The 11,782-nt window shown below is 72.1% G+C and carries 11 protein-coding genes; 9 read left to right on the forward strand and 2 right to left on the reverse strand.

The features are described 5' to 3' along the window. Positions 1–7: 7 nt before the first annotated feature. The 6 genes from AB0K28_RS07255 to coaE all read left to right on the forward strand — a co-directional run bounded on the left by AB0K28_RS07255 (position 8) and on the right by coaE (position 7,676). The gene (locus AB0K28_RS07255) at positions 8–1,102 is read left to right on the forward strand and encodes a polysaccharide deacetylase family protein (RefSeq protein ID WP_364366211.1); all 1,095 of its coding nucleotides are present in this window, start codon (positions 8–10) and stop codon (positions 1,100–1,102) included. A gap of 192 nt (positions 1,103–1,294) precedes the next feature. Next, positions 1,295–2,776 carry a 30S ribosomal protein S1 gene (gene rpsA, locus AB0K28_RS07260; protein ID WP_345401550.1) on the forward strand — a complete coding sequence of 494 codons (1,482 nt, stop codon included), beginning with the start codon at positions 1,295–1,297 and terminating at the stop codon, positions 2,774–2,776. Between the two features lie 396 nt (positions 2,777–3,172). After that, positions 3,173–4,327 (forward strand): epoxide hydrolase family protein, encoded by a 1,155-nt coding sequence (locus AB0K28_RS07265; protein ID WP_364366213.1) that lies wholly within the window; start codon positions 3,173–3,175, stop codon positions 4,325–4,327. 92 nt (positions 4,328–4,419) lie between these two features. Beyond that, entirely contained in the window at positions 4,420–6,462 is a 2,043-nt protein-coding gene (locus AB0K28_RS07270; protein WP_364366972.1) for an alpha/beta hydrolase, read from the forward strand. A gap of 13 nt (positions 6,463–6,475) precedes the next feature. Beyond that, positions 6,476–6,943 carry a GNAT family N-acetyltransferase gene (locus tag AB0K28_RS07275; protein ID WP_364366975.1) on the forward strand — a complete coding sequence of 156 codons (468 nt, stop codon included), beginning with the start codon at positions 6,476–6,478 and terminating at the stop codon, positions 6,941–6,943. A gap of 130 nt (positions 6,944–7,073) precedes the next feature. Further along, the gene (gene coaE, locus AB0K28_RS07280) at positions 7,074–7,676 is read left to right on the forward strand and encodes a dephospho-CoA kinase (RefSeq protein ID WP_364366215.1); all 603 of its coding nucleotides are present in this window, start codon (positions 7,074–7,076) and stop codon (positions 7,674–7,676) included. Between the two features lie 94 nt (positions 7,677–7,770). Here the strand turns inward: coaE and AB0K28_RS07285 are convergent, their stop codons facing one another. Further along, a complete protein-coding gene (locus AB0K28_RS07285; RefSeq protein WP_345401560.1) occupies positions 7,771–8,535 on the reverse strand; it encodes an SDR family oxidoreductase in 765 nt (254 codons plus the stop codon). An 86-nt stretch (positions 8,536–8,621) separates the two neighbouring features. On the opposite strand from AB0K28_RS07285, the gene AB0K28_RS07290 reads away from it, so the two are divergent. After that, positions 8,622–9,278: a TetR/AcrR family transcriptional regulator gene (locus tag AB0K28_RS07290; RefSeq protein ID WP_364366218.1), complete on the forward strand. Its 657-nt coding sequence runs from the start codon at positions 8,622–8,624 to the stop codon at positions 9,276–9,278. Between the two features lie 64 nt (positions 9,279–9,342). On the opposite strand, the gene AB0K28_RS07295 is transcribed toward AB0K28_RS07290, so the two are convergent. After that, positions 9,343–10,203, reverse strand: a complete 861-nt coding sequence (locus tag AB0K28_RS07295) for a helix-turn-helix transcriptional regulator (RefSeq protein ID WP_345401566.1) — start codon at positions 10,201–10,203, stop codon at positions 9,343–9,345. Positions 10,204–10,336: 133 nt separating this feature from the next. On the opposite strand from AB0K28_RS07295, the gene AB0K28_RS07300 reads away from it, so the two are divergent. Together AB0K28_RS07300 and AB0K28_RS07305 are read left to right on the forward strand one after the other, a co-directional pair. Then, complete coding sequence (locus AB0K28_RS07300) at positions 10,337–10,780, forward strand: nuclear transport factor 2 family protein (protein ID WP_364366220.1); 444 nt, start codon at positions 10,337–10,339, stop codon at positions 10,778–10,780. Continuing rightward, a complete protein-coding gene (locus tag AB0K28_RS07305; protein ID WP_364366222.1) occupies positions 10,777–11,733 on the forward strand; it encodes an NAD(P)H-binding protein in 957 nt (318 codons plus the stop codon). The genes AB0K28_RS07300 and AB0K28_RS07305 overlap by 4 nt, the downstream gene beginning before the upstream one ends. Positions 11,734–11,782 lie beyond the last annotated feature (49 nt).

Consider the following 11,782-nt stretch of genomic DNA (forward strand, 5'->3'; position numbering starts at 1 on the left):
GAGTTTCGTGCGGTCATCAGCGTCCCTCACGCGGATCATCGTCGTCGCGAACGCGGTGGTGATCACGATCGCCGTCATCGGGCTCGCCCTCATGCCGGGTGAGCCGCGCCCGCACGCCAGGCCGCAGGCCGGCGCCACCGTCCAGGGCAGCGCCGAGCCGCCCGAGCCCACCCCGGTCGGGCAGCCGCCCGGGGTGGTGTCCACGCCCGAGTTCGCCAAGCAGGTGCGCGCCAACGAGGCGGGGCTGGTGCCGGTGCTGATGTACCACCGCATCCTCGCCAAGCGGCGCGCCTCGCTCGACCGCACGCCCGCCCAGCTCAGGAAGGAGCTGGAGAAGCTGGCCGAGCGCGGCTACGTCCCGATCACCGCGGCCGAGTTCGTCAGGGGCGAGATCAGGGTGCCGGCCGGCAAGTTCCCCGTGGTGCTGACGTTCGACGACGGGCATCCCAGCCACTTCGGGCTGGGCCCCGACGGCCGGCCGCTGCCGGACACTGCCGTGGGCGTCATCCAGGACGTCGCCGCCCGGCACCCGGGCTTCCGTCCTGTGGCCACGTTCTGGATCAGCAAGGAGCCGTTCGGGCTGCGCGAGCACGACGCGCAGGCGGCGGCCGTGCGGTGGCTGACCGACCACGGCTACGAGGTGGCCAACCACACCTGGAGCCACCCCGACCTGCGCACGCTCAAGCGCAAGAAGGTCAAGGAGCAGATCGTCCGGCTGGAGCGGCTGCTGAAGAAGCTCGGCGCGCCGCCGTCCCAGACCATGGCTTTGCCGTACGGGTCCCTGCCCAAGGGGAAGAAGCCCGCCAGGACCGGCTCCTGGGACGGCACGCGTTACGATTTCGCGGGCGTGTTCCTCGCCGGGGCCGAGCCCTCGCTTTCGCCGTACGCGAAAAAGTTCGACCGCGGGGCGATCCAGCGCATCCAGAGCAACGGCAAGAAGGGCGAGTGCCGCAAGTGGTGCTCCCAATACTGGCTCGATTGGCTGGACCGGCATCCCGGCAAGCGCTACGTCAGCGACGGCGACCCCGACCGCATCTCCATCCCGGAGAAGGTTCGAGGTAATATCATCGCCAAGCGAGGGCTCCAGGTCATCGCCTATTGACGTCCCGCCGGATTGACCCCGTGGCGTTGGTCTCATATGCTGATCGCTGCGCTGTGGGCTCGCGCGCGCCTCAGACGGAGCGGGCTCGCGCTCGGTCACGTCGATGTCGTAATTCCTCGGCTTGATGCGGAAGAGGGCCTGCCGCGCATCCGCCACATCGACATCCTGTCCGCGTTCGGAGCAATTCCACACATGACGTCCAGCACTGAGGCCACCTCGAGCACCCCGCAGGTAGCGGTCAACGACATCGGGTCCGAGGAAGCCTTCCTCGCGGCGATCGACGAGACCATCAAGTACTTCAACGACGGCGACATCGTCGAGGGCACCGTCGTCAAGGTCGATCGAGACGAGGTTCTTCTCGATATCGGCTACAAGACCGAGGGTGTCATCCCCTCGCGCGAGCTTTCGATCAAGCACGATGTCGATCCCGCTGACGTCGTGGAGGTCGGCGAACACGTCGAGGCCCTCGTTCTCCAGAAGGAGGACAAGGAGGGCCGCCTGATCCTGTCCAAGAAGCGTGCTCAGTACGAGCGCGCCTGGGGCACGATCGAGAAGATCAAGGACGAGGACGGCATCGTCACCGGCACGGTCATCGAGGTCGTCAAGGGTGGTCTCATCCTCGACATCGGCCTGCGTGGCTTCCTCCCGGCGTCCCTGGTCGAGATGCGCCGTGTCCGCGATCTGCAGCCGTACGTCGGTCGCGAGCTCGAGGCCAAGATCATCGAGCTCGACAAGAACCGCAACAACGTCGTCCTCTCGCGCCGCGCCTGGCTCGAGCAGACGCAGTCCGAGGTTCGCCAGACGTTCCTCAACACCCTCCAGAAGGGCCAGGTCCGCAAGGGCGTCGTGTCCTCGATCGTCAACTTCGGTGCGTTCGTGGACCTCGGCGGCGTCGACGGTCTGGTCCACGTGTCCGAGCTGTCCTGGAAGCACATCGACCACCCGTCCGAGGTCGTCGAGGTGGGCCAGGAGGTCACGGTCGAGGTCCTCGACGTCGACATGGAGCGCGAGCGCGTCTCCCTGTCGCTCAAGGCCACCCAGGAAGACCCGTGGCAGCAGTTCGCCCGCACCCACCAGATCGGCCAGGTCGTGCCGGGCCGCGTCACCAAGCTGGTGCCGTTCGGTGCGTTCGTCCGGGTCGAGGAGGGCATCGAGGGCCTGGTCCACATCTCCGAGCTGGCCGAGCGCCACGTGGAGATCCCGGAGCAGGTCGTCCAGGTCGGCGACGAGATCTTCGTGAAGATCATCGACATCGACCTCGACCGTCGCCGCATCAGCCTCTCGCTGAAGCAGGCCAACGAGGGTGTCGGCACCGAGGTCGAGTTCGACCCGACCCTCTACGGCATGGCGGCCACGTACGACGATCAGGGCAACTACATCTACCCCGAGGGCTTCGACCCGGAGACCGGGGAGTGGCTCGAGGGCTTCGACAAGCAGCGTGAGGAGTGGGAGCGGCAGTACGCCGAGGCCCAGCAGCGCTTCGAGGCTCACAGGAAGCAGATCGAGGAGGCCCGCAAGGCCGAGGCGGAGGCCGGCGAGGCCGCTCCCTCGTCCTACAGCGGTGAGACCCAGCCCCAGCAGGGTGGCTCCTCGTCGGCTCCGGCCAGCGGCGCGCTCGCCTCTGACGAGGCGCTCGCCGCGCTCCGCGAGAAGCTCGCGGGCGGCCAGAGCTGACGCCCCGCACCGGGCGCCGGCCGCCTGAGGCGTGACCTTCACGCCAGGTGGCGGCCATCAGCAGTGGGAAGGCCCCGCACGGTTCTCCGTGCGGGGCCTTCCGCGTGTCCCGGCCCTTCTCGGCCAGGCCCGTCGGGTGGCGCCCCCGCTCGTGGCCGGTCGCCGGGGCGCTTGGTGTGCGCCGGCTTCGGCGGCGGTCCGGCGAGCTGCGCCTCCGCTCGTGGCCGGTCGCCGGGGCGCTCGGTGTGCGCCCGCTCCGGCAGCGGTCGGTCGGGTGGTGTCTTTCGCCGGTCCTTGCCTCGGTCGCGGCTCGTCGTGCGATGTCCTCGCGGGGCTGTTTCCTGGTCGCGCTAATGCGGAACGATCCTTGCCGCGTTCGTCGTTAGCGTGCCGGGCATGGAAGAGATCACCGCTTTTCGTATCGATATCCCGCAGGCCGACCTGGACGAGCTGCGCGAGCGGGTGCGCAGGACCCGGTGGGCGGGGGCGCTGCCGGGCGGGTGGGACCGCGGCGTGCCCGTGGACCATCTGCGGGAGCTGGCCGCGTACTGGGCCGGCGGGTTCGACTGGCGGGCGCAGGAGGCCAGGCTGAACGCGTTCGCGCAGTACACCACCGTCATCGACCGGCAGCGGGTGCATTTCCTGCACGTACGCTCGCCGGAGCCGGGCGCCGTGCCGCTGATCATGACGCACAGCTGGCCGAACTCCGTCGCCGAGTTCCTCGACGTCATCGGCCCGCTCACCGACCCGCGCGCCCACGGGCTCGACCCCTCGACCGCCTTCCACGTCGTGGCCCCGTCGCTGCCCGGGTTCGCGTTCTCGCCGTTCCCCGAGCCCGCCGACCCGCGGCCGTGGAGCATCGACCGGGTGGCGCGCACGTGGGCCGAGCTGATGCGGCGGCTCGGCTACGACCGGTACGTCGCGCACGGCAACGACGCGGGAGCGCTCGTCACGCCGCGCCTGGCCGCCCTCGACAGCGAGCACGTGATGGGCGCCGTGATCACGGCCGGGCTCGGCGTCCCCACGGGCGAGCCCGGCGAGCTGGACGGGGCCGGCCCTGAGGACCTCGCCCTGCTGGAGGAGATGGGGCGGCGCATGGCGGGCGGCAGCGGCTACGGGCCCTACCTGGCCGCCCGGCCGCAGACCCTGGCGTACGGGTTCGTGGACTCGCCGGTGGCGCAGCTCGCGTACCTGGTGGAGCGGTTCAGGGAGTTCGACGGGTGGGAGTCGAGGGCCGAGCCCGTCGACAGGGACCTGCTGCTCACCAACGCCAGCCTGTACTGGCTGACCGGCACCGGCGGGTCGTCCTCCTGGCCGTACTACGAGGGGGCGGCCGGGCTGCCCGTCGACCAGAAGGAGGTGCCCACCGGGGTCACCCACGGCGGGCCCGAGGTGCTGCGGCGGATCGCCGAGCGCGGCAACGACATCGTCTACTGGGGCCGCGGCGAGAGCCCCAGCCACATGGTCGCCATGGCGTCGCCCGCCTCGCTCGTGGACGGTATAAGGGAGTTTTTCCACATCCTGCAGCGGCGGGACGGAGATTTTACCTGAGGGTCTTTGCAAGCCTGTGACCTGCTCCGGTGGGCGCTGGGAGACTGGGCGGCGCTTGGTGGCTGCGACTCTCGGGAGCGATCTGCGTGGGCATGGTTCAGCCGGTCATCAGGGCGGCGGCGGGCCTCACGACCGCCGCCGTCCTCGCCAGCGCCGTCCTCGTCACCGCCGTACCGTCCGCGTCCGTGGCGGCCGCCGCCACGGCCGGCGCGCCGGATCCGGTGGACGAGCGGGGCGGCGGCTTCTGGGCGGGCCGGCCCGGCGAGCCGGACGGCCCGGCGCTCGGGCGGGTGCGGTGGCGGGAGTGCGGCGACGGCCTGAGGTGCGGGAAGCTGTCCGTGCCGGTGGACTGGAAGCGGCCATCCGGGACGCGTACGGAGATCGACCTCGCCTGGCTGCCCGCCCGCGACCCCGCACGCAGCCTCGGCCCGCTGGTCGTCAACACCGGGGCGGGCTCCACCGTCCAGGACGTGCGCGCCAGGCCCGACACGGTGAGCGAGCTGGCCCGGTGGTTCGACGTGGTGCTGGTGGAGTCGCGCGGGATCGGTGACAGGGGGAGCGCGGCCATGGTGCGCTGCTCGGTGCCGCCGCCCGACCCCCGGCGGCTCCAGATCGCCTCTGGAGAGGCCGCGTGGCGCTCCTACGCCCGTCACAACGCCGCCTACGACAGAAGCTGCCGGATCGCGGCCGGGCCCGCCTACGACGGCCTGACGGCCTGGCAGGTGGCACACGACCTCGACGCCCTGCGCGACGCACTCGGCCGGCGCCGGCTGCGCTACTTCGGCAACGGCTACGGGGCGGTGTACGGGCAGGCGTACCTCGAGCTGTTCCCCGGCCGCGCCGGGCGGATCTACCTGGAGGGCGTCCCCGACCATTTCCAGCCCGGCCTGGGCCGCCGCCTCATCGCCCACGCGAGGGCGGCAGAGCGCCGGTTGCGCTACTTCCGCGACTGGTGCGTCAACCACCTGGCCTGCCCCCTGGACGGCGACGCCGTCGAGGTCCTGGACGACCTCCTCGCCCACGGGGCCGGCGGCGCCGATCCGGGCGGCGGCACACAGCGCACGGCTTCGCCCGGCGAACTGCTCCTGCCCGCGAACCCGGGCCCGTCCTCCGGCCCTCGTGAGCTGATGGCAGGCTCGCCCGACGGTCCCGGGCTGGACGCTCTGCTCGGCGAGACGCCGCTCAAGGCGGGCCCCGGGCTCGGCGAGCTGCTCGGCGGAGGACCGTCGGTCGTCGCCGGCGGTTCGGCGGGCGGGCGATCGTCCAAGGCAGGGTCAGGGGTCGTTCCCGGCAGGCGGGCGGTGGACGAGCGGCGCGTCGTCGCGGCCGTGCTCGCCGGGCTCGACCCGAAGCGGTGGCCCGAGCTGGCCAGGGCGCTGGCCGCCGCCGAGGAGGGGGACGCGCGGGCGCTGCTGGCGCTCGCCGACGTACGCCGGGCCGGCGCGCCCGCCACGGTCTCCCGGGCGATGCACTGCCACGACTTCATGCCCGACGTGCCCGATTACCGGACCTTCCTGCGCATGGAGGCCAGGCTGCGTGAGGTGGCTCCCCGGGTGGGCTGGCTGACCGGCCGCTACGAGGTCGGCAGGTGCCTGGGGCTGCGGGCCCGTCCGAGCTGGCCGCCCCACACCCCGCGACTCGACCGGTCCCGCCTGACCGGCGCCGAGACGTCCGCGCCGGCCGGAGGCGAGGGCCGGCCCTCCTCGGGAGACGCCGGTGACCGGCCGGCGCGGACCGGCAGCGACCTCGGGCCCAGGGCCGGCGGCGGCCAGGAGACCGGCGTCACCGGTCCTGCGGTGCCTCGTGACGGCGGAAGCGGCCGCCCGGAGCCGGGCCCGGCGAGCTCCATGGTGCCGAGTGACGACGGTGACCGGGCGTCGGTGCTGGTCGGAGTGGGGCGGCTGGATGTGGTCAGTCCGCCTGCCCCGGCGGCACGGCTGGGGCGGCGGATCCCCGGTGCGGTGGTGTTGTGGCACGGGGACGGGCATGACGCCTATCTGCTGCAGGGAGCCGGGAAGCTGCGTGCCGCCTGCCTGCGTGCCCGGGTGCACGACTTCCTCGTACGCGGAAAGCCGCCCAAGGCGCGCACGTCGTGTCCCGGCGAGCTGACGGCGGGGGCCGGGCGCGGGGAGTAGGCTGCGGCGGGTGGTGATCGAGCGGGCGGTGCCCGATGACGCGGGCGAGGTCCTGACCCTGCAGCGGGCGGCCTACCTCAGCGAGGCGCAGCTCTACGGCGACCCCTACATCCCGCCGCTGGTGGAGTCGCTGGAGCAGATGCGCAAGGTCATCGAGGGCGCGGTCGTGCTCAAGGCGGTCGAGTCGGGGCGCATCGTCGGCGCCGTACGCGGGCGGCTCTCCGGCGCCACCTGCCTGGTCGGCCGCCTCGTCGTGGCCCCTGACCTGCAGGGCAGGGGCATCGGCACGGCCCTGCTGCGCGCCCTGCACGAGCAGGTGCCGGAGGCGAAGGCGTTCGACCTGTTCACCGGTCACCTGTCCGAGGGCAACCTGCGGCTCTACCGACGGCTCGGCTACCGCGAGACCCACCGCGAGCGCATGGACGACCACCTGACCCTCATCCACCTCCGTATGACACCGGAGCCGGCGGGCGGAGAATGAGCTGCGCATGACGCCGGAACGTGGCGGGGGGAAGCGTGCTGCGCGTGACGCCCGAGCCGGCGGGCGGGGAGTGAGCTGCGCATGACGCCCGGATCCGGCCGCGTGAGATCCGGGCGATAGGCTTTCCGACGTGTTGAAGATCGGGCTCACCGGCGGCATCGGCTCCGGGAAGAGCGAGGTGTCCAAGCGGCTCTCGGCCAGGGGCGCGATGGTGATCGACGCCGACCTGATCGCCCGTGAGGTGGTCGAGCCCGGCACGCCGGGGCTGGCGCGGGTGACGGAGACGTTCGGCGACGGGGTGCTGCGCCCCGACGGCTCGCTCGACAGGGAGAAGCTCGGCTCCATCGTCTTCACCGACTCCGAGAGGCTGGCCGCGCTCAACGCGATCGTGCACCCGCTGGTGGGGGAGCGGGTCGCGGAGCTGCAGCGGGGCGCCGGCGACGACACGATCATGGTGTACGACGTGCCGCTGCTGGTGGAGAACAACCTGGCCCCCATGTACGACGTGGTGATCGTCGTCGACGCCCCCGACGAGCTGCGCATCCGCCGCCTGGCCGAACACCGCGGCATGGCGGAGGCCGACGCCCAGGCCCGCATCGCCGCCCAGGCGAGCAGGGACGAACGCCTGGCCGCGGCCGACATCGTGATCCCCAACGATGGCTCACTCGAGGAGCTCGACGCCCGCGTCGCCGAGGTCTGGGACGACCTTTTGCGCCGCGCCGCCGTGGGTTGACGACATGACATCCGTCCTTGACGATCAGGAAGATCGTCGTGTGGGTGCCGGCACCCCTGGCCCCGCCTCTTGACCTTCGGCGCCTTGCCGGTGGTCAGACCTGGCCGATCCCGCCGTCGACGGGCAGGTCGATGCCGGTGACGAAGCTCGAGTCCGCGGAGGCCAGGAAGAGCGCCGCGGTGGCGATCTCGTGCTCGTCGCCGAGGCGGCCGACGGGCACCCGCGAGGCGATCTGCTCCTTGAACCCCGGCGGGAGGTCCGCGAACGCGGCGGTGTCGATCGCGGCGGGGCTGAGGACGTTGACCCGGATTCCGCGCTGCTTCAAGTCGGTGGTCCAGGTCCGGGCGAACGACCGCAGCGCCGCCTTGCTCGCGGCGTAGACGGTCGTTCCCGGATCGCCCTTGTCCGCGGCGCCCGACCCGATGAGCACGATCGAGGCGCCGTCGGACAGCAATGGCAGCAGTTTCTGCACGGTGAAGAACGTCCCGCGCACGTTCACCCCGAACACGGCGTCGAACGACTGCTCGGTCACGTCGCCGATGTGCTCGTTCCACGTCCAGACGCCGGCGCTGGCGATGAGCACGTCCACCCGGCCCGCTTCGACCGCCACGACCTCGGCCAGGCGGGCCGCGTCGGAGATCTGGCCGACGTCGCCGAGCACGCCGGTCACGCCATGGCCGATGGCGGCCACCGCCGCGTCCAGCCGGTCCTGGCGGCGGCCGGTGATGACCACGTGCGCGCCCTCCTGGACGAACAGCTTCGCCGTCGCCAGCGCCAGCCCGGAGGTCGCGCCGGTGATCACCGCGACCTTCCCGCCGAGTTTGGCCATGTCGCTCTCCTTGTCGCAGAAAATGAGCATGCTCTCATTTTTCGGTGCTGCTCACTCTAGCGAAGTTGAGAGCATCCTCAAAGTTGAGACCTGTCGCACCTTGCTACGGTGACCTCATGCCTGCCACGGGGAACCCGCTGCCCGCTCGCCGGGATGCCCGCCGCAACCGCGAGCGGCTGCTCGAGTGCGCCCGGCGCGCGTTCGCCGAGCAGGGCGCGCAGGCCGCCCTCGACGGCATCGCCCGCGAGGCGGGCCTGGTGGTCGGCACCCTCTACCGGCACTTCCCGGCCCGCCTCGACCTGCTGTGCGCGGTGCTGGAGCCGAAGCTGCGCCACGTGATCGAGGAGATAGAGGCCGCGCTCGGCCTGGAGGATCCGTGGCACGCCTTCCGCAGCCTGCTCGATGTCCTGTGTACGGCCCAGGCCGGGGACCGGGCGTTCGCCGACTTCCTGGCCCGGCGGTTCCCCGGCGACGACCGCACCGAGACCGCGCACAGCGAGATCTGCGCGCTCGCGCAACGGGTGCTGGGGCGGGCGCAGGCGGCCGGCGTCGTCCGCCCGGACGTCACCGGCGCCGACCTCTTCCTGCTGTTGTGGGCGAGCAGCACGGTAGCCGAGGCCACCCGGCACGCCGCCCCGTCCCTGTGGCGGCGCCACGTTCACCTGGCGCTGGACGGGTTCCGGGCGCCGGACCGGCTCGACCTGGGAGAACCAGCGTGGGACGCGGAGCGGCTCTGCCACGCGATCGCCACCGGGCCGTCATGGCAGCCATGACGAGGCTTGCGATCGTGGGTCCGCTGGTCAGTGAGTCTTCGTTGGGTTCCGCTCACGGAGAGGCTTACGCCGGATTCCGATCGATCTCAGTGTCGCGTGCGGCGAGCCGGGCGAGCGCGGCGGCGCTGGGGCTGCCCGGTCGCGCGGTGTAGATCACCATCCGCAGATCGGTGCCGGGCAGCAGCAGAGTCTGGCAGTCCAGCTCCAGGGCGCCCAGCTCGGGGTGGTGCAGGTGCTTGCGCAGCGTCGGTATGGGGCGTACCTCGTGGTTGCGCCAGCCGGCGGCGAAGTCGGGGCTGTGCGCGGCGAACTCGTTGACCAGCTCGCCAAGTACGCGTTCGGCCGGGTACCGGGCGCTGGCTGTGCGCAGCTGGGCGGCGGCCTGCCGGGCGTATTCGCCCTGCGCGCCGTCGGCGGCCGAGCAGAGGGTGCCGTCCAGCCGGATGGACAGCCGTACGGCGTTGCGTTCCCCGGCGGGCAGCGATCCGAAGTCGGTGATCAGGTCGGCTGCCGCGTCGTTCCAGGCGACGATGTCCTGGCGTTCGTCGGTGAGGTAGGCGGGCACCGGCCCGAGCCGGTCCAGCAGCTCGCGGGCGAAGGCGGGCACCGGCGCCCGGCCGGTCTGCGGGGCGGGCGGGGCCTGCCCGGCCAGCCGCGCCAGGTGCTCGCGCTCGGCGTCGGTGAGCCGCAGTGCCGTGCCCAGCGCGGCTATGACCTGCGGGGACGGATGCGGAGCGCGGGCCTGCTCAAGTCGTTCGTAGTAGCTGGTGGAGACCCCGGCCAGCGTGGCCACCTCTTCGCGGCGCAGGCCGGGAGTACGGCGGGCGCGGCGGCCCGGCGGGTGGACGGCCGTGGCCGGCAGCTGGTCCGGGCGCAGCGCCTCCCGCCTGCGACGGAGAAAGTCGGCCAGTTCAGCTCTGCTCACCCGTCCAGGCTGCCACAGTGGCGGCCGCCTTAGCCACGGACCAGGGGTCCGGGGCTAACCCGTCCGTTCCGCGGCGCCCGGATCCGTGGCCAGGCTGGCATGACCACATTTCACGGGACACCGGAGGACGAACATGCCACGCACTCCTGAGGAGACGATCCGCCGACTGCTGGATCTGCTGCTGGCCAAGGATATGGATGCCATCGCCGATCTGTGGGCGGAGCAGGGCACCAGCGAGTTCCCGTTCGCTGCGGGGGACGCGCCGCGGCGGCTGGCGGGGCGGGATGCCGTCCGTGACTATCTGGCCGGATATCCGGAACGGATGGACGTACGGGAGATACCTGTAGTGACCGTGCATCACACGCAACGGCCGGACACCATCGTGGTGGAGTTCACCGCGCACGGGTACACCGTGCGCACCGGCGAGCCCTACCGCATGGACTACATCTCCGTGATCACGGTCCAAGATGGCCTGATCACGCACTACAGGGATTACTGGAGCCCGCTGGCCGCCGCCTCGGCGACCGGGACGCTGCCCGAGTTGCTCGGCTCGCTGCGCTCGGGGGCCGCCCGATGAGCGGCGTGCTGGTCACCGGCGGCACCGGGAAGACCGGCAGTGTGCTGGCGAAGCTGCTGCGGGGCAACGGCGTACCGGTCCGGGTGGCCGCTCGCAACCCCTCCGCCGGGGATCCTGACGCGGTCCGGTTCGACTGGAACGACCCGGGCACGCACCGGGCCGCACTGCACGCGACGGACCGCGTTTATCTCGTGCCTCCGGCGAACGCCGTGAATCCGATGCCGCTGGTTGAGCCGTTCCTGGACGAGGCGGAGCGGCTCGGCGTGCGCCGCGTGGTGCTCCTCGGCTCCGCCATCGTGCTGCCGAACGCCCCCGGCGCGCTTGAGCTGGCCGCACGGGTACGGACCCGGCCCGGGTGGGTCGTGCTGCGCGCGTCCGGGTTCATGCAGAACTTCCTGCGCCCGCATCCGCTGGGCGAGCGGCTCCGGCGGCACGGCGAGATCCACACCGCGGCCGGTGGCGGCCGGCTGGGCTGGATCGACGCGCGCGACATCGCGGCCGCCGCCTCCGCCCTGCTGACCGACCCCGATGACGGGTCCAGCGACAGGCCCAGCGACAGGCCCAGCGACAGGCCCAGCGGAGGGCAGGGTGAGCGGCCCAGCGAGAAGCGGGGTGAGTGGCTCAGGCACGGGCCGGGTGACCGGCGCGACTACCTGCTCACCGGGCCGAAAGCGTTGAGCTACCGGGACGCGGCGGCGATCATCACCGCCCGCACCGGCAGGCCGATTCAGGTGCTGCCCGTCGAAACCGACGAGCTGGCGGCCGGTTACCGGGCCGCCGGCATGCCGGCCGAATTCGCCGCCGCTCTTGCCGCCGTGGACGCCGGCCTGAGCGCCGGCCGGGACGACCTGGTCAGCACCGCGGTGCTGGACCTGACCGGCCGCCCGCCCCGCTCCTTCGACGCGTTCGTCCATGACCACGCGTCCGAGTGGGCAAACGGCGTGGCGCACTAGCCCGGTTCTTCGCAGGTAGGTGACCGCTGTCGCCGGCTGGACCTCGTCC

Source organism: Nonomuraea sp. NPDC049504, assembly GCF_040676845.1.
In the GTDB taxonomy this organism is placed as follows: domain Bacteria; phylum Actinomycetota; class Actinomycetes; order Streptosporangiales; family Streptosporangiaceae; genus Nonomuraea; species Nonomuraea salmonea.